Here is a 23,270-nt window from a genome sequence, read left to right on the forward strand (position 1 = left end):
AATGAATGTTCATTCATTTTTATCGCCAAGCGCCCGCCTCGTCAATAGTGAATGTTTATTCACGTAGAATCGGCGGCATGCCCAAGGTCAGCGACGACCATCGTCAAGCCCAGTCGGACCGCTTCGTCGACGCCGCCCGACGCTGTTTCACCCGACTCGGCGTCGAGGGCACGTCGATGGAGAACATCCGCACCGAGGCCGGGGTATCGGCCGGGCTGATGTACCGGTACTTCGCGTCGAAAGACGACATGATCCGTGCCGCCATCACCGGGTCGATGGCCGAGTTCGAGACCCTTGCCGCCGAGGTCGGCCTGGACGAAAGCACCAGCGGCCTGGATTTCCTCCGGTCCCTGCTGGAAAAGTTACGCCAATTCCGTTGCCACACAGAGGGTGTCGATCTGTTTCGGCTGGCGGTCCAGGGCTGGGCGCACGCCCAGACCCGGCCCGAGACACAGGCCGTGGTCACCGCGAGCTTCGCGCGCCAACTGGAGATCTTCCGTCGCGCCGCCACCAGGTGGACCACCCCGACCCGCGCCGACGACGCGGCCCGGGCCGTCGCCGCCGCCGTCGCCGGCTACATCGTGCTCAGCGCGTTCAACCCGGTCGACATCGACGTCGACACCTACTGCGCCGGGCTGGGCGCACTGGCCTGAAGCGCAGTCAGAACGTCCAGGAACCCGCGGGCGTCAGCACGAAGCCGTGACCCCCGTCGGTCTTGTCCAGGCACGCGGTGACATCGCCGGCCGCGACGCCACAGGTGGCCGATCCCACCACGACCTTCTGTCCCACCGCCAGCGGTGCGCTGCCCGCCAGGTCGGTCGGACAGTCGCCACTGACCTGACTGAGCACGCCCGGCGACGCCGCATGCAGTTGTGCCACACCGAAATCACATGGTGACGGCGAATACCGGTCGGTGGTGACGGCCACCGCCTGCAGTCCCGGGATCCGGCCATAGCAGCGCACCGAATTACCGACCTGGCCCAGCGCGCTGATGCCGCAGAACACCCCGTCTGGCGTGGCGAACCTGACCACCCGGAGCGACTCACCGTGGTAGGTGTCCTGATGGGTGTCGGTCACCACGGCAAAGCCGGTGAAGTCCGGGAAGTTCGGCGGCGGCGCCGCCTGTGCTGCAGGGGCGAGCAGGAACGCAATGCCGCCGGCAACCGAGAACACCGTCAACTTCATCCGCCCAGTCTCGCACCGGACCCACCCGGTTCCCAGCCAAACGCAAACACCCGCTCGAGTTGGTCGCCTAGAGTTCGCCCAGCCCCGTCAGATAGCGCTGCCCCAACTCCCGATAAGCCGCGGGATTGGTGTCCACCCAGGTCTGTGCACCGGTGCCGGCGATCGGACCGCGGATCTTGGCCGGTGAGCCCACCACCAGTACCTCGTCCGGGATCTTGGTGCCGGCCACCACCAGCGAATGGGCCGCGACCAGGCTGCGGCGGCCGATCACCGCGCCGTCGAGGATGGTGCTGTTGTTGGCGATCAGCGCTTCGGCACCGACATGGGCGCCGTGCACGACGCACAGGTGGGCGATGGTCGCGCCGGGCCCGATGTCGACCGGAATGCCGGGCGGAGCGTGCAGCACGGACCCGTCCTGCACGTTTGCACCGTTCCGGATGACGACAGGCGCGTAATCGGCGCGCAGTACCGCGTTGAACCACACCGATGCCCCGGCCTCGACGCGGACATCGCCGATCAGGACGGCGGTGGGGGCGATGAAGGCCGTGGGGTCGACGACCGGGCTTCGGCCCTCGAAGGAGTAAAGCGGCATGGTCAAAACCTACCCCGTCGCTTCGCTCACCCTCGCAATACACCGCAGGTGGGGACACTTGCATTGCGCTGCACCGAGGAAAAACTGTAACGTGTTCTAGTTACTAGGCACAGATTGGGAGGCCAAGGTGAGCACCGAAACCGCGGGGGTTCGCGAGATCGATACCGGCGCACTGCCGGACCGCTTTGCCCGTGGGTGGCACTGCGTGGGTCCTGTGAAGAACTTCCTGGACGGCAAGCCGCACTCGTTCGAGGCATTCGGCACCAAATTGGTGGTGTTCGCAGACTCGAACGGTGACCTGAAGATCCTGGACGGCTACTGCCGGCACATGGGCGGCGACCTGTCCCAGGGCACCATCAAGGGCGACGCCGTCGCGTGCCCGTTCCACGACTGGCGCTGGGGCGGCGACGGCAAGTGCCAGCTGGTGCCCTACGCCAAGCGCACCCCGCGCCTGGCCCGCACCCGCGCCTGGCACACCGACGTCCGCGGCGGCCTGCTGTTCGTCTGGCACGACCACGAGGGCAACCCGCCGCAGGAAGAAGTGCGGATCCCCGAGATCCCCGAATTCCACAGCGACGATTGGACCGACTGGCAGTGGAACTCGCTGCTGATCGAGGGCAGCAACTGCCGCGAGATCATCGACAACGTCACTGACATGGCGCACTTCTTCTACATCCACTACGGCCTGCCGACGTACTTCAAGAACGTCTTCGAGGGGCACATCGCCAGCCAGTACCTGCACAACGTGGGCCGGCCGGACATCGGTGGCATGGGCACCCAGTACGGCGAGGCGCACCTGGACTCGGAGGCCTCTTACTTCGGGCCGTCGTTCATGATCAACTGGCTGCACAACAACTACAGCGGCTACAAGGCCGAGTCGATCCTGATCAACTGCCACTACCCGGTCAGCCAGGACGCGTTCGTGCTGCAGTGGGGCGTCATCGTCGAGAAGCCCAAGGGCATGGACGAGAAGACCACCCAGAAGCTGGCCGACGCCATGACCGACGGTGTCAGCAAGGGCTTCATGCAGGACGTCGAGATCTGGAAGCACAAGACCCGCATCGACAACCCGCTGCTGGTCGAGGAAGACGGCGCTGTCTACCAGATGCGCCGTTGGTACCAGCAGTTCTACGTCGACGTCGCCGACATCACGCCCGACATGACCGACCGCTTCGAGCTGGAGATCGACACCACGGCCGCCAACGAGAAGTGGCAGGGCGAGGTCGCCGAGAACCTGCGCTTGCAGGCTGAAGCCAAGTCGTCCGAAAAAGAATCAGCGCAGTCCTCCTAATGACTGCAAACGACGAACGGGATCAGGCTCGGAGCCCATTTGTCGGCACCGCCGACGAAGCCGAGAGCCTGGCCCGTTCGATGCTGCAGTTGATGGGGCATGGCGATGACGATGACCACGCGCATGCCCCATCCGATTCGCCGGCCCACGGATCCTGGTCCAAGGCACCGGATTTCGCCGACGACCCGGCGCGCCTGGCGGCGGTCCGGGAGGCCACCGCGGCCGACCGCCGGCGGTACCTGACCTCCGGACTGGTTCCGGTGGACTGCCGGTTCTGCCACTCGACGGTGGCCGTCAAGAAGCTGGGGCCCGAACACACTGCGGTGCAGTGGAATTCGGAGGCGACGCAGCGGTGCGCGTTTTTCAGCGAGATCCGTGCCGAAGGCGGCGACCCCAGCCGCAGCAGATCGTGCCCGAAGATGTCCGACAGCATCAGGCATGCGGTCGCCGAGGGGTGCCTGGAGGAATTCTCCACCGCCCCCTCACCCGGTGACGGCTGAGTTCAGTCCTTTACCAGGTCGTAGATGCGGTAGAAGATGTCGCCGCGCTCGACCTGCTGGTACAGCCGTGCACCCTGGACGCCCGCGATGTCCTTCGCGACGCCGCGCAGGAGCCTTGGTGTGTGTCGCTGGATCAGGTCCGTGTGCCGGACGGAGTTCTTCTCCAGACCGCGCAGCACCTCGTGCTCGATGGACCGCTGCGACACCTCGCGCAGCGGGCCGGCCGCCAGATCGGCCTCCCACTTCTCCAGGTGCCCGCCGCCGGAGCCGCGCAGGTCCGCATACAGGAAGTGGCCGCCGGGCCGCAGCACCCGCGCGACCTCGCGGAGGAACAGCGGAAAATGGGGGTACAGGTGGGCGGCCTCGACGTTGATGACGGCGTCGAACGACTCGTCCGGGAACGGCAGCTTCTCCGCGTCACCGTGCACGAACTTCAGGTTGGGCAGCTGGTGGTGCTTGCGGCAGTACTCGATGCCCGCGGGGTTGAGGTCCAGCCCCGTGTACGACGCCGGCTTCATGTACCGGGTGATGTACGACGCCGCACCACCGTGGCCACAGCTGACCTCGAGGACGTCTTTCCCGGCCAGGTCGATCTGGTCGGCCGTGCGGTGATAGAGCTGGATGGAGTAGCGATCGATCTCGTCGACGCTCTCCAGCGCGATCCCCATCGGGGGATCCTCTTCGTATCCCCAGTTGAGGAAATGGGCCTGATCGTCACCGAGGAACTTGGTGAGAATCCGGTAGCCATAGCTGGACACCAGTTTGCCCATGTGGCGGTGGGTCATGCCGACCGCCGCCATCATGGGGTCAAACTTCCGACGTGATGTATCGACCATGAGCATGGACTCTTTCACAGCATCAGCGTCAATATCAGGGGATTTCCGGTATTCCCACCCACGCACTGTTCGTTAGCTGAGCAAAGAAAACAGCAGGTTACAGGTTTGCGAAACGTTCCTTGACCTGTTCCTCGGTCAGCCCGTAATCGGACAGCGAGTAGGTGTGCTTCGGCGCCCGCGGGCCCTGCTGAGTCTGGGCGTGGCTCTCGGTCATGGCCTGCCGCGCGGCGTCGGTGAACTCGATGTCGAACGTGCGGTAGATGCCCTCGACGGCGCCGACGGGGTCCTTGATGAACTCGAAGTAGTCGACGTCGCAGAACTGCTTGGGATCATGCTTGGCCCGCTCGGCGTCGAACAGCTCGAGCCCGCGCGACCAGGTTTCGAGCGCATCTTCACCGATCACCTTGCCGGTGAAGGTGTTCGACCAGCCGGCCGTGGTGTGCTGCGCGAGCGAGCACATCGACGCCATGATGGTCTCGGCCGGCCGGTGGCACTGCACGACGAGCGCATCCGGATAGACCTTGAGCAGCGCCTCCAGCGCGAACAGGTGGCTGGGGTTCTTGAGCACCCAACGCTTTTCGGGCTCGTTCAAGCCGATCAGCTGCAGGTTCTTGCGGTGCCGCTGGTAGGACTTGGTCCAATCCTGCTGAGCCAGCCACTTGGCGTACGACGGCACGTGCGCCAGCGTCTCGTAGGACACCGAGTGCAGCGACTGACGCAGCAGCTGCCAGCATTCCTCGACCTCGTCGGCCGTCATGAAGTGCAGGCCGGTGTAGTCGGGGTTCTCCTCGTGCGCCTGCTTGAACCGGGCGTCGAGCGCACTGAAAACCGGGTTGTCCGGCCAGGTTTCGCGCGGCGGCCGCGGCTGCGGGAACTCGGCGAGCCACATCTCCAGGCCCTGGTGCCGCGGGTCGGCCGTCAGGAGCCGGTGGATCACCGTGGTTCCGGTGCGCGGCAGGCCCGTGACGAAGATGGGCCGCTCGATCGGTACGTCGGCGTGCTGTGGGTACTGCTTGAACGCGGCGTTGGACACCAGGCGGGCCACCAGCGCGTTGCGGGTGAAGAACCGCTGCATCTTGCTGCCGAGCTCGGTGAGGTCGGCCTCCCGCTGGTACGAATCCAGCAGCACGCCAAGGGCTTCCAGGTAGTTGTCGTCGTCGCCGCCGAAGTCCTCCAGGCCACAGGCCTTGACGGCCGAGGCGTGCAGGTCCTCGACGGTGCCGACGTTGGTGCGCGTCATGCCTTGTACTCCCCGCAGTTGACGTCGAGCGACTGTCCGGTGATGCCACTGGACAGGTCGCTGGCCAGGAACAGGATGGCAGAGGCCACCTCATCCTCGGTCGGTAGCCGCTTGAGGTCGGAGCCGGCGGCCGAGGCCGCATAGATCTGCTCGACGGTGGTGCCGTACTTCTGCGCCTGATGACCGAAGTAGCCCTCCAGCGTTTCGCCCCAGATGTAGCCCGGCATCACCGAGTTCACCCGGATGCCCTTCTCGCCCAGCTCGGTCGAGAGGGTCTGCGACATGGCCAGCAGCGCCGACTTGGCCATCTTGTAGGCGCCGTACTTGGCCTGCGAATGGCGCACGACCATCGAATTGACGTTCACCACAGCGCCTTTGGCGGCCTCTAGTGCCGGGGTGAAGCCCTGCGTCATCCGCAGCGCGCCGAACACCGTCAGCTCGATGGCATCCCGCATGTGCTCGAACGTCGTGTTCGCGAAGGGCTTCATCGACGGCACCCGGAACGCGTTGTTGATCAACACGTCCGCCTTGCCGAACTCCGCCGTGGTGCGGGCCACCACGTTGGCGACCTGCTCCTCGTCGGTGATGTCGGCGCCCACCACCAGTGCGCGACGGCCCAGTGCCGTCACCTCCTTGGCGACGACCTCGAGCCGCTCCACCGTACGGGCGACCAGCACCAGGTCGGCGCCGTTCTCCGCACATCGGCGCGCCAGCGTCGTCCCGAGCCCGGGCCCGACGCCGCTGATCACCACCACCTTGCTCGTCAGCAGTCCGCTCACGGTCAGCCCACCATCCTCTCGCCAATAAGCTTCTGCCGCAGCGCGATCCGCGCGCGCCAATCTTCGTCGGAAATCTTGTTGCTCTCGTAGAACGGCAGCTTCGCCGCCACCTCGTCGAGGCTCACCACCTCGCACGTCGGGCCGTCCTCGGCCGTCAGCTCGCGGGATACCCGCTGCCAGCGGAACTGCAGGTAGCCCTTGGCATGGCCCAGCGTCTCGCACCAGTTGGTCACGCCAGGGTTGTTCTCGGACACCACGATCCGGATCTTGCCGTCCGGATCCGCCTGCGCCTGGGTGCCGTTCAGCGACGTCTGGTGGTTGATGTAGTCGAGCGAGATGTACCAGAGGCTGCCCAGCTGGAAGCCCAGGTACGGCGCATCCGACACCGGCAGCGTGATGACCATGGCCTGGTCCGGCGTCATGTCGTAGTGCCCGACGGACGAGTACTGCGTGGCCAGGCCGCCCGGCGTCAGTCGCGGCGCGGTCAGGGTGTTGACCGGCAGGTTGTCGTAGAACCACTTCGGGAACTGCAGCCAGGTCTTGACCCGCTGCACCAGCTGCTTGCCGGCGACGGCGTAGCGCTTCTCGATCAGCTCGCGGGTCAACGGCTCCGGTGCGGTGCCCGCGGTGTCGGTGCGGGAGATCGCGAACGTGCCGCGCTGTGCCGACCAGTCGTTGTAGACCTCGCGGATCACCAACTGCGCCGGGGTGGCCGGCGTGAACCGCCACTCGAACGTGCCGTCCTCGGCGATGTCGAGCTTGCGGTCGTCGAACGCCGTCTCGCTGTCCGGCACGTTGGCGTCGGTGTACTCACCGCCGAGCAGCTGGAAGCTGACGTCGGTGGTGGTGCCGCGACGCCCGGTGACGACGTACTCGTGGCCCGGCTGCACGCGGGTGCCGAAGTACATGGTGTCGGGGTTGTCGAGGCCCATCTTCTCGAACGGGCCGGTGCCGCTGTGCAGGAACGGGTGGTCCTTGTCGAAGTCGAAGGCGACGTGCGTGCACGACGCGATACAACCGGCGAGGTACTGCAGGCCTTCGAGCAGGTCGGCCTCGGTTTCGATGAACGGCGCCGCGGCGACGAGGCGCTCCGCCTCGGCGACGGCGTCGACGAACGACTGCGAAAACATTCGGTGGCACCCTTCCGTTCCAATATTGGAACGCATCGGTAGATATTCCGACTGAAGAGTAGAACGCGTTGCAGTCGTCGTCAATGCCGCGCAGCTCAGCCGGGGTGGCAGAACCCCCGACGGCGGTCCATATTTGGACCGCTGTCGTACATTGCTTGCCATGACGGACACCGGTCGCGCGTCGCCGCCCACCGCCCGCGTCGTCGCGGTGCTCGATTTCCTGGCCCGGCACCCCCACGAGCAGTTCGGGCTGTCCGAGTTGGCGCGCCGGCTCGACCTCAGCAAGCCCACGTGCCTGGGCATCGTCACCACCCTCGCCGAAGCCGGGTACCTGGTGCGCGATGCCGCAGAGAAGACCTACCGGCTGGGCCCGCGGTTGATCACGCTGGGCCACACCGCGCAGGAGTCCATGCGCATCAGCCCGGCCGCGCGAGCGGAACTGCGCCGGCTGTCAGAGGCGTTCAACGCCACGGCGGCGCTGTCGGCGGTGATCGACGATCGCATCACGCTGCTGGAACTCGTTGCGCCGCCGGGGAGTCCGGAGCCGGTGCAGGTCGGGCAGAGCTATCCGTTCGCCCCGCCCGTCGGGCTCATGTTCGTGCTGTGGGACGAGCGCGCCGTGCGCGACTGGCTGGCCAAGGAGCCCACCATTCCGCTGCGCACCGACAGTGCTCGACTGGAGCGCGTCATCGCCGAGTGCCGCGAATCGGGCTATCTCGTCGAACGGCTGACGCCCGGCGGCCGCCGGCTGTACGCCATGATGGCGGGCATGTCGAGCAACCTGCCCGACGAATTGCGGGTCCTGCTCGGCGAACTCGTCTCCGATATCGGTGAGCGCGTGTACCTGCCCAGCGAGTCCAGCGGCCGGTCCAAGCACGACATCAGCGTCATCGCCGCGCCGGTGTTCGACCATCATCAACGTCAGGTGATGGTGCTGTCACTGCAGATCGGCCACGCCCTCACCGATGCGGAGATCACCAAGCGGGCACGTGGACTGGTCGCCGCAGCTGCGACGCTGACGGCGCAGCTGGGCGGGTCGCAGCCCGGCTAGACGCCGTTCAGCACTGCCAGGGCGTCGGTCGGCGCGACCTGCAGGCCGCAGCGGTCCTTGTAGGCGGCCAGCGGAGCCTGGATGCCGCGCAGCGCGTCGGCCTCGTCGGGGTGGGCCTTGAAGTAGCTGTCGAACTGGCTCATGGCGGCGAATGCCGACTGCCGGGTGGCGTCGAGCAGCGCCGCGTCGGCATCCGGGTGCGCGGCGAAGTAGTCCGAGAGCTGCAGGGTCACCGTGCTGATGGTCTTGGACAGCGTCGCGGTGCTGCAGTCGGCGACGGTGGCGGCCGGCGCCACCGTGGTGGTCGTGGTGGTCGACGGCGCCGTGGTCGACGTGGTCGGCGTAGCCGAGGTGGTCGGGGTCGCGGCGGTGGTCGCCGTCGTGGTCGGCGACGCGGTGGCCGAGGTGGTCGGCGATGTCGGGCTCACCGGATCAGCGTGCACCTGGGGCGTGGCAATCGCGGCGCAGGCAGCGCCCAGAGCGATGAATCCGAGAGTGGAACGGCCGAACGTCACGGCACGAGTCATGGAGTCCTCCTTGGTCCTGGCCGCATCGGTCTTCCCCGGCCTCTGGGGGTAATTTCGCTCGCCACGGTGCTGCTGTTACACAAGCGACCGAAGTTGCAGGTCAGCACGGTTGGAAGCGGCAAATATTCACTTTCGTGAATTAGCTCGGCTGTGTTGGTATTGGGCATGCGCCCTTCGCCCTGGTCACTGGCGGACCTGGAGGTGATCACCCCGGTTCTGCGGCTGTGCCACGTCACCGAGGGCCTGGCCGACGAACTTGCCCGCCTGGCCGCCGAAGGCATCCACGATCCGGCCGCGATGCCGTTCGCGGTCCCGTGGACCGACGCGGTCCCTCCCGAGCTGGAGCGCAACACCGTGCAGTACTTCCGGCAGACCCGCGCCGAGGTCTCGACGGAGCATTGGGACGTGCCGATGGCCGTCATCGCCGGTGACGACGCCGTCGGCGTGTGCGCCGTGACTGCCGACGGCTTCCCCACCCGCCGGACCGTGTCCACCGGGTCCTGGCTGGGCCGTCGCCATCAGGGCCGCGGCCTCGGCCGGGAGATGCGGGCGGCAGCGCTGCACCTGATCTTCGCTGGGTTCGACGCCGACCTGGCGCGTACCGCGGCCTGGCACGACAACGCGGCGTCGCTCGGTGTCACGCGGTCACTACCCTATGCGCAGACGGGATCGTCCCGGCAGTCACGGCGTGGTGTGCTCGACACCATGCTGGAGTTCACCATGACCCGCGGGCAGTGGGACACGATGCGCCGCAACGATATCCACCTGCGTGGCGTCAACGCGGTGGTCGATCAACTAGGCCTGCGCCGGCCGTAGCCGACTCAGCTGACCGACGCGATCGCGAACGGCAGCACTGCGGGCGCCCCGGCAGCACGCAGCACCTGCGTCGCCATGGTCATGGTCCAGCCGGTGTCGACCAGATCGTCGACCAGCAGTACCGGACCGCTCACGTCCAGCGTCGGCACCTCCCACGAATCCACCAGCGCCGCAACGCGGTACGCAGAATTGGCCGCCGTCACGGGCCGCCGCTGCGGCCGGTAGTACAGCGTGCCCAAGTTCTGCAACCGGCCCAGTTCCGCCAACCGGGTCACCAGCGAGCCGATCAATTGCGGGTGATGTTCGGAATCCAGCCCCAGCACCGCCACCGGACGTTCCTTCCAGTTCCAGGCCTTGAGCACCGCAACGGCCGCCTGCACGACGGCGTCGGGCACCTCGCCATCCGGCCCGTCGAGCAGTTGTCGCAGGCGTGCACCCCAACCGAGGTCGGTGAGCCGCCCGATCACGCGGCCCGGTTCGGCACCGCCCGCAATCCGACCGGAGAGCGCAATTCCCAAGGAGCCCAACCCTGTTGGCCACTGCTTGCGCGGCGCGATCTCGACACCGGGACGCATCAGCTGGTCCCGCACTGTCGACGCGGCCTCGGCGTCGACGTCAGCTGTGTAGTGCGAGCCGGCGCAGTTGTCGCACCGGCCGCAGCCGTTGCCGTCGAGCTCGGGATCGTCGAGTTGACTGCGCAGGAACACCATTCGGCACTCGGTGGTCGCCTGGTAGTCGAGCATCGCCTGCTGCTCACGCTGCCGCGCGGCGTCCAGGTTCCGATAGCGCTCTTCGTCGTACGACCACGGCTCACCGGTACTGATCCAGCCGCCCTTGACGCGGCGCACCGCACCGTCGACGTCGAGGACCTTGAGGACCATCTCCAGCCGGGACCGGTTGAGGTCGACCAGCGGTTCCAGCGCGGCTGTGGACAGCGCCCGGTCCGGCTCCAGTTCCCCGATCACCTTGCGCACCAAGGGTTCCGATGGGAAAGCGACGGAGGCGAAGTAGCGCCAGATGTCGGCGTCCTCTTTGCCCGGCAGCAAGATCACCTCGGCGCTGGCGGTGGCACGACCGGCACGGCCCACCTGTTGGTAGTACGCGATGGGCGACGACGGCGCACCCAGGTGCACCACGAAACCCAGGTCCGGTTTGTCGAATCCCATGCCCAGCGCGGAGGTGGCGATCAATGCCTTGACCCGGTTGTTCAGCAGGTCGGCTTCCAGCTGTTCGCGTTCGGCGGCCTCGGTGGAACCGGTGTAGGAGGCCACGATGTGGCCTTGTTCACGCAGGAGCGCGGCGATGTCGTGGGCCTGCGACACCGTCAGGGTGTAGACGATGCCCGAGCCGGGCAGCGAATCGAGATGCGCCGCAAGCCATGCCGCGCGCTGGGCCGGTCCCCCGGCCTGCACCACCGACAGCCGCAGTGACTCGCGGTCGAGCCCGCCGCGCAGCACCAGGGTGTCTTTGTCGGCACCGCCGACGCCCAACTGCGCGGCCACGTCCTGCACCACGCGGTCATTGGCGGTCGCGGTGGTGGCGAGAACCGGTATGCCCGCACCCAGCTCGCCGATCAGCGTGCGGATGCGCCGGTAGTCCGGCCGGAAGTCATGGCCCCAGTCCGAGACGCAGTGTGCCTCGTCGACCACGACCAGCCCAGCGTCGGCGGCCAGCGCCGGCAGCACCGCGTCCCGAAAGTCGGGATTGTTCAATCGTTCCGGACTGACCAGCAGCACGTCGAGGTCACCGGCTGCTACGCGCCGGTGGACCTCATCCCATTCGGTGACGTTGCTCGAGTTGATGGTCGCTGCCCGCACCCCGGCCCGCTCGGCCGAGGCCACCTGGTTGCGCATCAGCGCCAGCAGCGGCGAGACGATCACCGTCGGACCGCGGCCGGCCGCCCGAAGCAATTTGGCGGCGATGAAGTACACCGCGGACTTCCCCCACCCGGTGCGCTGCACCACCAGCGCCCGCCGGCCCTGCACCACCAAGGCTTCGATGGCCACCCACTGGTCGTCGCGCAGCACGGCACCGGGGCCGGCGAGTTGTTCGAGCAGGGCCTGGGCGTCAGTACGCGTAGGTGTTGCGGGGCTTGGGAATTGGGTCGGCACTGGTCACTTCCATGGTCGGGACGAAATTCGTGGACGGGCTGGACGACCCGGGTATCACCTTGCCCTGCACCTTCAGCCAGGTGTCGTCCGGGTGCGAACCGATGGCGCCGGTCAGCCGGACACGGGCCAGTTGCGCGTCGGCGGCGCAACACACGATCACGACGCGGGCCAGATGGTCACCCATGACGAACCCGGTGACGGTGATGGTCCGGCCCTCAAGGCTTTTCGTCGAATCAGCGGCCGCCCGCAGCACGACCTCCGGTAGCGGCACCACCCCGTCGGCCGGCAGTGGCGGAAAGGCCCGCTGCGGCGGCGCGACCGCCGCGGTCACCGTCTCGGCACCGACCGCGCCCATCGGCGGCACGGTGACGAACGCGGTCAGCGCCACCGGTAGCAGCAGCAGCCACGCCAGCACCCCCCGGTGGTGATGTCCGCTCGGTGGCCCGTGGCGCAGGTCCCGCACCAGGCACACCAGAGCCAGCGCCACCAGCAGGACGGCGGCGACCACCAGCCACGGCAGCAGCGCCGGTTTCACGAAATTCAGGTACGTGCCCTTCACCGCGATGAGGCCCGTGCTGAGCCCGATCAGCAGCACCAGAATGTTCTGGGTTTCGCGGCTCACGGCGCATCCCCGAGCATCAGCAGGCCGACGGCCGTCGCGCAGGCCGTCGCCACCACGAGGGTCACCGGCGCGAATCGCGTCGCGAACGGCCGGCCGAACACCCCGGCCTGCATCGCGAACAGCTTGACGTCCACGGCCGGGCCAACCACCAGGAACACCAGGCGCGGCACCAGCGGGACCATGGTCAGGCTGGCCGCGACGAACGCGTCGGCCTCCGAACACAGCGCCAGCACCACCGCCAGCAGCGCCATGGTCACGACGCCGATCACCAGATTGCCGGCGACGTGCTCGAACACCCATGGCGGCACGGCCGCGCGCAGCACCGCCGCCGCGCCGGCGCCGAGCACCAGATAGGCCGCGGACTGCAGAAAGTCATGCCGGGCCGCCTCGCTGAAGACGGTGAATCGGGACGCGCCGTCATCGTGATGAGCGGGCAGTGCGCGGGTCACCCATTCGGTGCGGCCCCAGCGCTGCCACAGCAGACCCATCACCACAGCGGTCGCCAACGACGCGACGCAGCGGGCCACCACCATCTGCGGTTGCCCGGGGAACGCGACCGCCGTCGCCACCAGCACCACCGGGTTGATCGCCGGCGCCGACAACATGAAAGTGAGCGCGGCCCCGGCCGTCGCGCCGCTGAACAAGCGCCGCGCCACGGGCACCGACCCGCACTCACATCCGGGCAGGGCAGCACCGCCGACACCGGCCACCGCCACCGCGAGCGCGGGCCGGCGCGGCAGCCAGCGAGCCAGCCGTTCGGGGGTGACGTACGCGGCCACCAGGCCACTGACGATCACGCCCAGCACCAGGAACGGCAGGGCCTGCACGAACACCCCGCAGAACACCGTGGCCGCGGCGGCCAGGCGGGCGTGGTCGGTCAGAACACCGCTGACCCAGGAACCCGACAACGCCAGGCCGGTGAGGGCGACGAGCAGCAGCTCCATCGACCCGGCCCGGCGTCTGCGGTCCGGCGCCAGCGTTGATTCGTCCCCGGCCATGCGCCCATCTTGCCGGGGAAGTCTGACAAGCCGCTCGTTACGTCGGGACGACCGGAATCCGGCCCGCGCTGGCGCCGCCGTCGACCGCCAGATCCGCACCCGTCATGTACGACGACGCGTCCGACGCCAGGAACGCCACCACCTCGGCGACTTCGTCCGGGGTACCGACCCGCGTCAGTGGCGCACCGGGGTGCCCGCCGAGGCCGCGTTCGATCGGCAGGTGCGCCACCATCGGCGTGTCGATCATGCCGGGGTAGACGGTGTTGACCCGGATTCCCATGGGCCCCAATTCGATTGCGGCGACCTTGGAGAAACCACGCAGGCCCCATTTGGAGGCGCCGTAGGCGCTGTAGCCTGCCAGGCCCTGCAGACCGGCCTGCGAGGAGATGTTGATGATCGAGCCCCCACCGATGGCCCGCATGGGTCCGACGACGGCCTGCGTGCCGAGGAACGGGCCGATCAGATTGACGCGCAGCTGCCGCTCCCACGACTCGGCGGTGTGGTCCATGAGTGGTTCGACGGTGCAGATCGCCGCATTGTTGACCAGCGCGTCGATCCGGCCGAATTCGCTCAGCGCCAGTTCGACCGTTGTCAGCCAATCACTTTCGCTACCGACGTCGTGGCGCTGGAAGCGGGCGGCGGCGCCGATCGATGCGGCGACAGCCTCCCCCTCCTCCACCAGGACGTCGGTGAGCACGACCTTCGCGCCGCGCGCGGCGAGCAGCCTCGCCTCGGCCTCGCCTTGACCGCGTGCCGCGCCCGTGATGATCGCGACCTTGCCGGTCAGATCCACTGTGACTCCCACCCGCCACCCATGTCTAGTCGGAGTCCTGGTCGATGCCGGTCAGCATGAGCTCGGACACCTTGCGCGGGGTCTCGGTGAGGTAGGCCATCGCCGCGATGCGCTTGGGCAGGATGACGTGCTTCTTCTCGTTTTCGATGGCGTCGGCGATCGCGTCGGCGACCATGTCGGCGTCCAGCGGCTCCTGCGGGATCATCCGCCACTTGAGTGACCGCTCGATGGTGCGACGGGCCGGCCCGAACGACCGGATGTGGTCGATCATGTCGGTCTTGACCTCACCGATCTGCACCAGCGTGGTGTTGACCGGCTTCTGGCGCAGCTCGGAGCGGATGCCGGCGGTGAAGTGGCTGAGGCCGGCCTTGGACGCGCCATACAGGGTGACGCCCGGTCCGGTCGAGATGGCGCCCATCGAGGACACGTTGACGATGTGGCCGCGGCCGCGCTTGATCATCAGCGGCATGACCTGGCGACACAGCTCCATCGGAGCAATCAGGTTGACCTGCAACAGGTCTCGCACATCCTGAGCCGACGCCTCGTAGAAGCGGCCGACGCGGTCCACACCGGCGTTGTTGATGATGACGTCGATGGGACCGTCGGCCTCGACGCGGTCGATCAGCGCTTCGACGGCCGCCGGGTCCATCAGATCGGTCGGATATGCCTTGCCGCCGAGTTCCTTGGCCAGCTCTTCGAGCTGGTCGGCGTTGCGGGCGACCAGCGCGACGTCGGCACCACGCCGGGCCATCGACTGCGCGATGTTCTTGCCCAGTCCACGGCTGGCACCGGTGACCAGAACCCGGCTGTTCCTCAGTTGCATATCCCTACTCCATTCACATTGCAGACACCGACCGGCGGAGCCCCTCAAGCTCCGCGTCGCGACGCGGAGTCAGCTCATGATGTGCACGCTAAATGCGGTACCAGGGGAAATTCAGAGGTAGTTCCCAATCAACGAGACAACATGTCCGCTGGCTCACATTTTTGGCCTCATAGTGATGTATGCGACGTTTATCGGGCGAGGACAACAGCTTCCTGGCATGGGAAAGTGCCGTCCAGCCGCAGCACACCATCAAGGCCGTCGTGCTCGATCCGGCACAGGGCCACGAGCCCATCACCTTCGAGGCTGTCCGGGCCGCACTGCCCGGTCTCGTCGACCGCGTCGAGCCCCTGCAGTGGCAGCTGATGTCGCCGCGGTTCGGCGCCGGGCGCCCGTGGTGGGTCACCCGCGCCCGCGGTGATCTGAACTACCACATGAAACGCGCCACCGCCGCCGCTCCCGGCACGGACCGTGAGCTGGGCGCGGCGATCGCCAAGCTCTTCGAAGAGCCACTCGATCGCAACCGCCCGGCCTGGCAGATGTGGTACATCGACGGCCTGGCCGACGGACGCGTCGCGCTGGTCCTCAAAATCCACCACGCGGTGGCCGACGGCATGGCGTCGCTGAACCTGCTCGAGCAGTTCTACAGCCAGGACCCCGGCGCCAAGCTGCCCGAGCCGTCGGCCCGTCCGGTTCCCGACGAGCACCGGCCACCGACCGCCGAGTGGCTGCCTATGGTGGCGCGCCAGCAGGTCAAGTCCCTGACCAAATTCCCGAAGGTCCTGGCCCGCACGGCGAAGGTCACGCGCACCATCCAGAACCGGCAGAAGGCAGGCAAGCCCGGCTACGCCGAGGCCTTCATCCCGCCGGCTCTGCCGTTCAACGAACCGTTGACCGCCAACCGCGGCTTCGCGTTCGTCAACGTCGAGATGGACCAGATCAAGCGGGTGTCGAAGACGTTCGGCGTCAGCGTCAACGACGTCTTCCTCGCCATGTGCAGCACCGTCCTTCGCGAATACCAGGCCTCCCGCGGGCCGGTCGGCGACGACACCATGACCGCCGTCGTGCCGGTGTCGATGCGCCCGCAGGACGGTGACCGCTGGGGCAACAAGGTGGCCCGCTGGAACGTCGAGCTCGCCACCAACATCGCCGATCCCGTCGAGCGGTTGAAGACAATCTCGGCGAACACCGCCACCGCCCGCGAGGTGCAGAGCGAGCGCGACGCCTGGCTGCAGCACGACTGGATGGAGTACTGGCCGCTGTTCAAGGTCTACTCGCGCGTGCTGCCGACCATCGGCGCGCAGGTCAAGAAGCGGCCGATGTTCAGCATGATCGCCTCGAACATGCGCGGCCCGCAGAAGACGCTGTACTTCGGCGGCGCACCCGTCGAGAAGCTGATCTCGACCGGCCCGCTGGTCTTCCCGATGGGCATGAACATCACCGGCTGGAGCTACGAGGGCGGCATGCAGATCTGCGTGCTCACCTGCACCGACCAGGTGTCCGATCCGCAGGGCATCGCCGACCGCCTGCCGGCGGCGCTGGCCGAGCTGGTGGCTCGCTGCGAGCCCGCGGCGGACACCGTCAACAGCTGACCCGGCTACGCAAAAACGCCGGCCGTCCCGTTCGGGGCGGCCGGCGTTTTTGGTGGGTTCGAGGCGGGCAATTACGTCACCCTCGCCGCGCGTGAGCGTGCGCAGAATGTACGCAAAACACGGTGTGTCGCCGTACAAACACGGCCGCTCGCGGGAAGTAACTCAGGCCTTACCCTCAGCCCGCTCCCGCTGAATCTCGAGAGCGATGTCGATCAGCTGGTCCTCCTGGCCACCGATCAGCTTGCGCTGGCCGACGCGGAGCAGCAGCTCGTGCGCGGGCACGCCGTAGCGCTCGCCCTGACGCACCGCATGCTTGAGGAAGCTGGAGTACACGCCCGCGTAGCCCATCACCAGCGCGTTGCGGTCCAGCAGGCACTCGGCCGGCATCGCCGGGGCGACAACCTCTTCCGCGGCATCCGCGATGTCGAAGAAGTCGATACCGGTCTTGACGCCGATCTTGTCGAACACGCCGACCAGCGCCTCGACGGGCGCGTTGCCCGCACCGGCACCGAACCGGCGGCAGGAGCCGTCGATCTGCTTGGCACCGGCACGCACGGCCTCGACCGAATTGGCAACGCCCAGACCGAGATTCTCGTGTCCGTGGAAACCAACCTGGGCATCCGAACCCAGTTCGGCGACCAGAGCGGCCACTCGGTCGGCGACACCTTCGAGCACCAGGGCGCCCGCGGAGTCCACGACGTAGATGCACTGGCAGCCGGCGTCGGCCATGATGCGGGCCTGCTTGGCCAGCTTCTCCGGAGAGATGGTGTGGCTCATCATCAGGAAGCCCACGGTCTCCAGGCCCAGCTCACGGGCGAAGCCGAAGTGCTGGATCGAGACGTCGGCCTCGGTGCAGTGGGTGGCGATGCGGCAGATGGAACCGCCGTTGCCCTGTGCGATGCGGATGTCTTCCTTGGTGCCGACACCCGGCAGCATCAGGAAGGCGATCTTGGCGTTCTTCGCGGTCTCGGCCGCGATGGTTATGAGCTCCTGCTCCGGGGTCTTGGAGAACCCGTAGTTGAAGCTCGAACCACCGAGGCCGTCGCCGTGGGTCACCTCGATGACCGGGACGCCGGCGTTGTCGAGAGCGCCGACGATAGCGCGCACCTCGTCAGCGGTGAACTGGTGTCGCTTGTGGTGCGAACCGTCGCGCAGCGAGGTGTCCGTCATCCGGACGTCCCAGGCGGCGTCGAAGAAGATGTCTCCGGGCTGAAGTGCAGTGGTCATGCTTGTGCTCCTTGCGATGCGCCCACGATTTCCTTGGCGATCTCCTCGCCCACCTTGGTGGCCGCGGCCGTCATGATGTCCAGATTTCCAGCGTAGGTCGGCAGGTAGTCGCCGGCACCTTCCACCTCGACGAAGATGCTGACGACGTGCTGGCCACCGTTGACCACCGACGGCTCGTCGAACTGCGGCTCGTTGAGCAGCCGGTAACCGGGCACGTAGGTCTGCACCTCGGCGACCACGTCCTTGACCGACTGCGTGATGGCAGCGTGGTCGGCGTCCTCGGGGATGGCGCAGAAGATGGTGTCGCGCATGATCATCGGCGGCTCGGCCGGGTTCAGGATGATGATCGCCTTGCCGTCGCGGGCGCCACCGATGTTGCGCACGCCGGCGCTGGTGGTCTTGGTGAACTCGTCGATGTTGGCCCGGGTGCCGGGGCCCGCCGAAGCCGACGACACCGACGCCACGATCTCGGCGTAGGGCACGCCGCCCTGCGCCTCGACGGCACGCGACACGGCGTAGACCATCGGGATGGTGGCCTGGCCACCGCAGGTGACCATGTTGACGTTCATCGAATCCAGGTGCGCCCGCAGGTTGGCCGGCGGGATGACGCCGGGGCCGACGGCGGCCGGGGTCAGGTCGATGGCGCGGATGCCGGCTTCCTCGTACCGCGGCGCGTACGCCTTGTGCACGTAGGCGCTGGTGGCCTCGAAGATGAAGTCCGGCTTCTCGCTCTGGGCCAGCAGCCAGTCCGCCCCTTCGGCGCTGGTCTCCAGCCCGAGCTTGCGGGCGCGGGCCAGGCCCTCGCTCTCCGGATCGATACCGATCATCCAGCGCGGCTCGAGCCAGTCCGACCGCAGCAGTTTGTACAGCAGGTCAGTACTGATATTTCCCGAGCCGACGATCGCGACGCTCGCTTTGGACGGCATGCTCACTCCTCTTTTGAAACTTTGGGTATTACGCGAAAGACAGGTGGACGGAACCCAATCCGGCGAACTCGGCGACGAAATCGTCTCCCGGCTTGGCGTCGAACGCCCGCATGCAGGCACCGGGCAGCACCACGTCGCCGGCCTTCAGGCGCACGCCGAACTGGTCGACCTTGCGGGCCAGCCACGCCACGGCGGTGACGGGGTTGCCCAGCACCGCGTCGCTGCGGCCCTCGCCCAGCACCTCGCCGTTGCACTTGAGCACGGCGTCGATGTTGCGGATGTCGATGTCCTTGGGCGACACCCGCTCCTTGCCCAGCACCCAGCCGGCGGAGGACGCGTTGTCGGCGATGGTGTCGCACAACTTGACCTGCCAGTTGGTGATGCGGGTGTCGATCAGCTCAATGGCCGGCGCGAACGCGGCGGTGGCGGCCAGCACGTCGTCCTCGGTGCAGCCGGCGCCCGGCAGATCGTCGGCCAGCACGAACCCGACCTCGACCTCGACCCGCGGCAGCAGGTACTTCGAGGTCAGCACGGGCTTGTCCTCGAATACCTCCATGTCGTCGAGGAGGTGCCCGTAATCGGGTTCATCCACATTCATCATTTTCTGCATGGCCTCGCTGGACAGACCAACCTTGTGTCCCACCACGCGGGCACCTTCCGCGACCCGCTGACGGATGTTGAGCAGCTGGATCTCGTACGCGTCGACCACATCGATGTCGGCGTAGGTGTCGGTCATCGGCGACATCGCCACCCGGCTGCGCTCGGCCTGGGCCAGCGAGGCGGCGAGCTCAGCACGCACGTTGTCGGACAGCATTCGTGAATTCCCCTAACTTCATGGACCGGCGCAGTTGTCCACAGGCCGGGCAATTCTATAACGTGTTCTACATGACTGGACAGGAGTACGACGTCGTCGTCGTCGGCAGCGGTGCAGCCGGTATGGTCGCCGCCCTCACCGCAGCCCATCAGGGCCTTTCGACAGTAGTCGTTGAAAAGGCCCCACACTATGGAGGTTCCACTGCGCGGTCAGGTGGCGGCGTCTGGATCCCGAACAATGAGATTTTGCAGCGTGCGGGGGTGAAAGACACCCCTGAGGCGGCCCGCACCTACCTGCACAAGATCGTCGGCGACGTGGTTCCCGCCGAGAAGATCGACACCTACTTGCAGCGCGGCCCCGAGATGCTGTCGTTCGTCCTCAAGAACTCGCCACTGAAGCTCTGCTGGGTGCCGAACTACTCCGACTACTACCCGGAGGTCGAGGGCGGCCGCGCCGGCGGACGGTCCGTCGAGCCCAAGCCGTTCAACGCCAAGAAGCTCGGGGCCGACGAGCACGGCCTGGAGCCGGCGTACGGCAAGGTCCCGCTGAACATGGTTGTGATGCAACAGGATTACGTTCGGCTCAACCAGCTCAAGCGCCACCCGCGCGGCGTGCTGCGCAGCCTCAAGGTCGGCATCCGCGCCACCTGGGCCGGCGTCACCGGCAAGAACCTCGTCGGCATGGGCCGCGCCCTGATCGCGCCGCTGCGCATCGGGCTGCAGAAGGCCGGCGTGCCAGTGCAGCTGAACACCGCGCTGACCGACCTCTACTACGAGAACGGCCGGGTTGCCGGCATCTATGTGGTTGATGCCCGTGACGCGAACAATGCTGAGCCGCAACTGATCCGGGCCCGCCGCGCGGTGATCCTGGGCAGCGGCGGCTTCGAGAAGAACCAAGAGATGCGCACCAAGTACCAGCGCCAGCCGATCACCACCGACTGGACCGTGGGCGCCAAGGCCAACACCGGCGACGGCATCCTGGCGGCCGAAAAGCTCGGCGCCGCACTGGAAATCATGGAAGACGCGTGGTGGGGACCGACCGTCCCCCTGCCCGACAACCCGTGGTTCGCGCTGTCCGAGCGCAACTCCCCCGGCTCCATCATCGTGAACCTGAACGGCAAGCGGTTCATGAACGAATCCATGCCGTATGTCGAGGCTTGCCACCACATGTACGGCGGCCAGTACGGCCAGGGCGACGGCCCGGGCGAGAACGTGCCGGCGTGGCTGCTCTTCGACCAGCAGTACCGCAACCGCTACATCTTCGCGGGTCTGCAGCCGGGACAACGCATTCCGAAGAAGTGGACCGAGGCCGGCGTCGTCGTCAAGGCCGACACCTTGGAGGAGCTGGCGGAGCTGACCAAGCTGCCCGTCGACGCCCTCAAGGCCACTGTCGAGCGCTTCAACGGCTTCGCCCGCAGCGGCGTCGACGAGGACTTCGGCCGCGGCAACAGCGCCTACGACCGCTACTACGGCGACCCGACCAACAAGCCGAACCCGAACCTGGGCGAGATCAAGCACGGCCCGTTCTACGCGGCCAAGATGGTGCCCGGCGACCTCGGTACCAAGGGCGGCATCGTCACCGACATCCACGGTCGCGCGCTGCGTGAAGACGGCTCGGTGATCGAGGGCCTGTACGCATCTGGCAACGTCAGTGGACCGGTGATGGGTCACACCTACCCCGGCCCCGGCGGGACCATCGGCCCCGCCATGACCTTCGGATACCTCGCGGCACTGCACGTGGCAGGAAAGGGCTGACATGCCGATCAATCTCGATGAGGCCATCGGCGCCGAACTGGCGCCCGTCGAATTCTCGTGGAGCAGCAGCGATGTGCAGCTGTACCACCTGGGCCTGGGTGCCGGCGCGGACCCGATGAGCGAGCGCGAACTGCGTTACCTGATCGACGACAAGCCGCAGGTGCTGCCGACGTTCGGCAACGTGGCTCAGAGCTTCCACGAGACCAAGGCTCCGTCGGTCAAGTTCCCGGGCATCGACATCGAGCTCAGCCGGGTGCTGCACGCCAGCGAGGCCATCTACACCGACGCGCCGATCCCGCCGGCGGGCACGGGCCGCGCCGTCACCAGGTTCACCGAGATCTGGGACAAGGGCAAGGCCGCCGTCATCTGGTCGGAGACCACCGTGACCACCCTCGACGGCGCTCCGCTGTGGAAGCAGAAGCGGTCCATCTTCGCCCGTGGCGAGGGTGGCTTCGGTGGCGACCGCGGTCCGTCGACCTCGGCGGCCGAGCCCGACCGGGCACCGGACCTGCAGATCGCGCTGCCCACGCTGCCGCAGCAGGCCCTGCTGTACCGGCTCTGCGGTGACCGCAACCCGCTGCACTCGGACCCGGCATTCGCCAAGGCCGCCGGCTTCGACCGCCCGATCCTGCACGGTCTGTGCACCTACGGCATCGGCTGCAAGGCCATCGTCGACAACGTGCTCGACGGTGACGCAGGCCGGGTCCGGTCCTACGGCGCGCGCTTCGCGGGCACCGTGATCCCGGGTGAAACCTTGCAGGCCAACCTTTGGCGTGACGGTGAACGAATCACCGGCGTGCTGACGGCGCCGAGCCGGGACAACGTCGTCGTGCTTGCCGGAATCGAACTCACTGCGTCCTGACCAGGACGTACGCGGAATCGGCCGCCCATGCGGCGGCCGATTCCGGCACAATGGTGGCGGTAGCAGGGGGGCGTTTTGTCGTGTCTACCGGCATCCACAGCTGGCACTCAACCTGCTAGTTTTGCGTAGTAGTCAGTAATTATCCGATTACACGTGACTCAACTTCCGTGGGGGAAGCCGCCCGTCGGACGACTTAGGAGAGAAACAACGTGAAAATCACGAAAATCACCACCACCGCGATCGCGGCGATCGGTGCCGTCGGCGTACTGGCGGCGCCGTTCGCACTCGCCGAGGGTAACGACGCCGACGTGATCAAGGTCAACATCGGCCAGCAGGCCAAGCTCGCCGACGGTAACGACGTGCAGGGCTGGACCGTCTCGGACCTCAAGCCCAGCACCGATGTCATCGCCTACAAGCCCAACGGCACCCTGTGGGAGGCCACCGCCACCGACGAGGCAATCCAGGGCGGCGCCACCCCGTTCGTGTCGAACTTCAACGCGCGGGCCGCTGATGGCCAGAACTACCGCGTCCTGTTCGGTATCGCGACCCCGGAGGGCGTCAACCCCGCGACCCTGGCTCAGGGCCAGAAGACCACCGGCAAGCTGTACTTCGACGTGACCGGCGCAGCCCCGCAGTGCGTCGTCTTCAACACCGGCGGCCGCGACGTCGCCATGTGGCACCAGGGCGCGCAGAGCACCACCACCGGTGCCGCTCCGGCCGCCGCCCCGGCCCGGGTCGCCGCTCCGGCCGCCACCCCGGCTCCTGCCGCGGCGCCCACCACTGCCGCTCCGGCCGCTGCTCCTG

Annotated in this window: 24 protein-coding genes; 9 read left to right on the forward strand and 15 right to left on the reverse strand. The window is 67.3% G+C overall.

Going from position 1 to position 23,270, the window contains the following annotated elements; all coding sequences use genetic code 11:
* Nucleotides 1-77: 77 nt before the first annotated feature.
* Nucleotides 78-653, forward strand: coding sequence for a TetR/AcrR family transcriptional regulator (locus EB75_RS14220; protein WP_073696024.1), 576 nt, complete (start codon nucleotides 78-80; stop codon nucleotides 651-653).
* A 7-nt stretch (nucleotides 654-660) separates the two neighbouring features.
* Here the strand turns inward: EB75_RS14220 and EB75_RS14225 are convergent, their stop codons facing one another.
* Entirely contained in the window at nucleotides 661-1,185 is a 525-nt protein-coding gene (locus tag EB75_RS14225) for a hypothetical protein (RefSeq protein ID WP_073696025.1), read from the reverse strand.
* Nucleotides 1,186-1,252: 67 nt separating this feature from the next.
* The gene (locus tag EB75_RS14230; RefSeq protein ID WP_073696026.1) at nucleotides 1,253-1,777 is read right to left on the reverse strand and encodes a gamma carbonic anhydrase family protein; all 525 of its coding nucleotides are present in this window, start codon (nucleotides 1,775-1,777) and stop codon (nucleotides 1,253-1,255) included.
* A 127-nt stretch (nucleotides 1,778-1,904) separates the two neighbouring features.
* Here EB75_RS14230 and EB75_RS14235 point away from each other — a divergent pair, with 127 nt between their 5' ends.
* The gene (locus EB75_RS14235) at nucleotides 1,905-3,068 is read left to right on the forward strand and encodes a 3-ketosteroid-9-alpha-monooxygenase, oxygenase component (protein ID WP_073696027.1); all 1,164 of its coding nucleotides are present in this window, start codon (nucleotides 1,905-1,907) and stop codon (nucleotides 3,066-3,068) included.
* A complete protein-coding gene (locus EB75_RS14240; RefSeq protein ID WP_073696028.1) occupies nucleotides 3,068-3,568 on the forward strand; it encodes a hypothetical protein in 501 nt (166 codons plus the stop codon). Before EB75_RS14235 ends, EB75_RS14240 begins: the two co-directional genes overlap by 1 nt.
* Before the next feature lie 2 nt (nucleotides 3,569-3,570).
* Here EB75_RS14240 and EB75_RS14245 read toward each other — a convergent pair whose 3' ends face one another.
* The 4 genes from EB75_RS14245 to EB75_RS14260 all read right to left on the reverse strand — a co-directional run bounded on the left by EB75_RS14245 (nucleotide 3,571) and on the right by EB75_RS14260 (nucleotide 7,553).
* Nucleotides 3,571-4,371: a phthiotriol/phenolphthiotriol dimycocerosates methyltransferase gene (locus EB75_RS14245; RefSeq protein WP_073696029.1), complete on the reverse strand. Its 801-nt coding sequence runs from the start codon at nucleotides 4,369-4,371 to the stop codon at nucleotides 3,571-3,573.
* 130 nt (nucleotides 4,372-4,501) lie between these two features.
* Nucleotides 4,502-5,644, reverse strand: a complete 1,143-nt coding sequence (locus EB75_RS14250) for a sulfotransferase family protein (protein ID WP_073696030.1) — start codon at nucleotides 5,642-5,644, stop codon at nucleotides 4,502-4,504.
* Nucleotides 5,641-6,423 (reverse strand): SDR family oxidoreductase, encoded by a 783-nt coding sequence (locus EB75_RS14255; RefSeq protein ID WP_073696031.1) that lies wholly within the window; start codon nucleotides 6,421-6,423, stop codon nucleotides 5,641-5,643. Before EB75_RS14255 ends, EB75_RS14250 begins: the two co-directional genes overlap by 4 nt.
* A gap of 2 nt (nucleotides 6,424-6,425) precedes the next feature.
* Nucleotides 6,426-7,553, reverse strand: a complete 1,128-nt coding sequence (locus tag EB75_RS14260; RefSeq protein ID WP_073696032.1) for a hypothetical protein — start codon at nucleotides 7,551-7,553, stop codon at nucleotides 6,426-6,428.
* Nucleotides 7,554-7,713: 160 nt separating this feature from the next.
* Between EB75_RS14260 and EB75_RS14265 the strand changes: the two genes are divergently transcribed.
* The gene (locus EB75_RS14265) at nucleotides 7,714-8,604 is read left to right on the forward strand and encodes an IclR family transcriptional regulator (protein WP_174557669.1); all 891 of its coding nucleotides are present in this window, start codon (nucleotides 7,714-7,716) and stop codon (nucleotides 8,602-8,604) included.
* On the opposite strand, the gene EB75_RS14270 is transcribed toward EB75_RS14265, so the two are convergent.
* Nucleotides 8,601-9,131: a hemophore-related protein gene (locus EB75_RS14270; protein ID WP_244872758.1), complete on the reverse strand. Its 531-nt coding sequence runs from the start codon at nucleotides 9,129-9,131 to the stop codon at nucleotides 8,601-8,603. The genes EB75_RS14265 and EB75_RS14270 overlap by 4 nt on opposite strands.
* 165 nt (nucleotides 9,132-9,296) lie before the next feature.
* Between EB75_RS14270 and EB75_RS14275 the strand changes: the two genes are divergently transcribed.
* Nucleotides 9,297-9,947, forward strand: a complete 651-nt coding sequence (locus EB75_RS14275) for a GNAT family N-acetyltransferase (RefSeq protein ID WP_083612268.1) — start codon at nucleotides 9,297-9,299, stop codon at nucleotides 9,945-9,947.
* 5 nt (nucleotides 9,948-9,952) lie between these two features.
* Here EB75_RS14275 and EB75_RS14280 read toward each other — a convergent pair whose 3' ends face one another.
* Genes EB75_RS14280 through EB75_RS14300 form a run of 5 tightly spaced genes read right to left on the reverse strand, consistent with a single transcriptional unit; the run spans nucleotide 9,953 to nucleotide 15,294 of the window.
* Entirely contained in the window at nucleotides 9,953-12,058 is a 2,106-nt protein-coding gene (locus EB75_RS14280; protein WP_073696034.1) for a RecQ family ATP-dependent DNA helicase, read from the reverse strand.
* On the reverse strand, nucleotides 12,015-12,680 hold the full coding sequence (locus EB75_RS14285) for a TIGR03943 family putative permease subunit (protein ID WP_073696035.1): 666 nt from the start codon (nucleotides 12,678-12,680) through the stop codon (nucleotides 12,015-12,017). Before EB75_RS14285 ends, EB75_RS14280 begins: the two co-directional genes overlap by 44 nt.
* Nucleotides 12,677-13,678 carry a permease gene (locus EB75_RS14290; protein WP_073696036.1) on the reverse strand — a complete coding sequence of 334 codons (1,002 nt, stop codon included), beginning with the start codon at nucleotides 13,676-13,678 and terminating at the stop codon, nucleotides 12,677-12,679. The genes EB75_RS14285 and EB75_RS14290 overlap by 4 nt, the downstream gene beginning before the upstream one ends.
* 37 nt (nucleotides 13,679-13,715) lie before the next feature.
* Entirely contained in the window at nucleotides 13,716-14,483 is a 768-nt protein-coding gene (locus EB75_RS14295) for a glucose 1-dehydrogenase (protein ID WP_286150194.1), read from the reverse strand.
* Between the two features lie 13 nt (nucleotides 14,484-14,496).
* Nucleotides 14,497-15,294, reverse strand: coding sequence for an SDR family NAD(P)-dependent oxidoreductase (locus EB75_RS14300; RefSeq protein ID WP_073696038.1), 798 nt, complete (start codon nucleotides 15,292-15,294; stop codon nucleotides 14,497-14,499).
* Between the two features lie 179 nt (nucleotides 15,295-15,473).
* On the opposite strand from EB75_RS14300, the gene EB75_RS14305 reads away from it, so the two are divergent.
* The gene (locus EB75_RS14305) at nucleotides 15,474-16,883 is read left to right on the forward strand and encodes a wax ester/triacylglycerol synthase family O-acyltransferase (RefSeq protein ID WP_073696039.1); all 1,410 of its coding nucleotides are present in this window, start codon (nucleotides 15,474-15,476) and stop codon (nucleotides 16,881-16,883) included.
* Between the two features lie 162 nt (nucleotides 16,884-17,045).
* Here the strand turns inward: EB75_RS14305 and dmpG are convergent, their stop codons facing one another.
* From dmpG to EB75_RS14320, 3 genes are read right to left on the reverse strand one after another with little or no spacing between them, the layout of a single operon-like run.
* A complete protein-coding gene (gene dmpG / locus EB75_RS14310; protein ID WP_073696040.1) occupies nucleotides 17,046-18,110 on the reverse strand; it encodes a 4-hydroxy-2-oxovalerate aldolase in 1,065 nt (354 codons plus the stop codon).
* Nucleotides 18,107-19,036 (reverse strand): acetaldehyde dehydrogenase (acetylating), encoded by a 930-nt coding sequence (locus EB75_RS14315; protein WP_073696041.1) that lies wholly within the window; start codon nucleotides 19,034-19,036, stop codon nucleotides 18,107-18,109. The genes dmpG and EB75_RS14315 overlap by 4 nt, the downstream gene beginning before the upstream one ends.
* Nucleotides 19,037-19,064: 28 nt before the next feature.
* On the reverse strand, nucleotides 19,065-19,850 hold the full coding sequence (locus tag EB75_RS14320; RefSeq protein WP_073696042.1) for a 2-keto-4-pentenoate hydratase: 786 nt from the start codon (nucleotides 19,848-19,850) through the stop codon (nucleotides 19,065-19,067).
* A gap of 71 nt (nucleotides 19,851-19,921) precedes the next feature.
* Here EB75_RS14320 and kstD point away from each other — a divergent pair, with 71 nt between their 5' ends.
* The 3 genes from kstD to EB75_RS14335 form a co-directional block, all read left to right on the forward strand.
* Nucleotides 19,922-21,604 carry a 3-oxosteroid 1-dehydrogenase gene (gene kstD, locus EB75_RS14325; RefSeq protein WP_073696050.1) on the forward strand — a complete coding sequence of 561 codons (1,683 nt, stop codon included), beginning with the start codon at nucleotides 19,922-19,924 and terminating at the stop codon, nucleotides 21,602-21,604.
* 1 nt (nucleotide 21,605) lies between these two features.
* Entirely contained in the window at nucleotides 21,606-22,466 is an 861-nt protein-coding gene (chsH3, locus tag EB75_RS14330; RefSeq protein WP_073696043.1) for an enoyl-CoA hydratase ChsH3, read from the forward strand.
* A 209-nt stretch (nucleotides 22,467-22,675) separates the two neighbouring features.
* Nucleotides 22,676-23,270 (forward strand): MPT63 family protein (locus EB75_RS14335; protein WP_073696044.1); only part of this gene is annotated, 595 nt, incomplete at its 3' end.

It is taken from the genome of Mycobacterium sp. ST-F2 (genome assembly GCF_001905655.1).
In the GTDB taxonomy this organism is placed as follows: Bacteria; Actinomycetota; Actinomycetes; order Mycobacteriales; family Mycobacteriaceae; genus Mycobacterium.

Bases quoted from the DNA above. Each gene is read 5' to 3' on its own strand.
- EB75_RS14315 (WP_073696041.1), bottom strand. From the start codon at position 19,036: ATGCCGTCCAAAGCGAGCGTCGCGATCGTCGGCTCGGGAAATATCAGT.
- EB75_RS14275 (WP_083612268.1), top strand. From the start codon at position 9,297: ATGCGCCCTTCGCCCTGGTCACTGGCGGACCTGGAGGTGATCACCCCG.
- EB75_RS14240 (WP_073696028.1), top strand. From the start codon at position 3,068: ATGACTGCAAACGACGAACGGGATCAGGCTCGGAGCCCATTTGTCGGC.
- EB75_RS14265 (WP_174557669.1), top strand. From the start codon at position 7,714: ATGACGGACACCGGTCGCGCGTCGCCGCCCACCGCCCGCGTCGTCGCG.
- dmpG (WP_073696040.1), bottom strand. From the start codon at position 18,110: ATGACCACTGCACTTCAGCCCGGAGACATCTTCTTCGACGCCGCCTGG.
- EB75_RS14300 (WP_073696038.1), bottom strand. From the start codon at position 15,294: ATGCAACTGAGGAACAGCCGGGTTCTGGTCACCGGTGCCAGCCGTGGA.
- EB75_RS14220 (WP_073696024.1), top strand. From the start codon at position 78: ATGCCCAAGGTCAGCGACGACCATCGTCAAGCCCAGTCGGACCGCTTC.
- EB75_RS14230 (WP_073696026.1), bottom strand. From the start codon at position 1,777: ATGCCGCTTTACTCCTTCGAGGGCCGAAGCCCGGTCGTCGACCCCACG.
- chsH3 (WP_073696043.1), top strand. From the start codon at position 21,606: ATGCCGATCAATCTCGATGAGGCCATCGGCGCCGAACTGGCGCCCGTC.
- EB75_RS14260 (WP_073696032.1), bottom strand. From the start codon at position 7,553: ATGTTTTCGCAGTCGTTCGTCGACGCCGTCGCCGAGGCGGAGCGCCTC.
- EB75_RS14320 (WP_073696042.1), bottom strand. From the start codon at position 19,850: ATGCTGTCCGACAACGTGCGTGCTGAGCTCGCCGCCTCGCTGGCCCAG.
- EB75_RS14245 (WP_073696029.1), bottom strand. From the start codon at position 4,371: ATGATGGCGGCGGTCGGCATGACCCACCGCCACATGGGCAAACTGGTG.
- EB75_RS14250 (WP_073696030.1), bottom strand. From the start codon at position 5,644: ATGACGCGCACCAACGTCGGCACCGTCGAGGACCTGCACGCCTCGGCC.
- EB75_RS14270 (WP_244872758.1), bottom strand. From the start codon at position 9,131: ATGACTCGTGCCGTGACGTTCGGCCGTTCCACTCTCGGATTCATCGCT.
- kstD (WP_073696050.1), top strand. From the start codon at position 19,922: ATGACTGGACAGGAGTACGACGTCGTCGTCGTCGGCAGCGGTGCAGCC.
- EB75_RS14290 (WP_073696036.1), bottom strand. From the start codon at position 13,678: ATGGCCGGGGACGAATCAACGCTGGCGCCGGACCGCAGACGCCGGGCC.
- EB75_RS14225 (WP_073696025.1), bottom strand. From the start codon at position 1,185: ATGAAGTTGACGGTGTTCTCGGTTGCCGGCGGCATTGCGTTCCTGCTC.
- EB75_RS14305 (WP_073696039.1), top strand. From the start codon at position 15,474: ATGCGACGTTTATCGGGCGAGGACAACAGCTTCCTGGCATGGGAAAGT.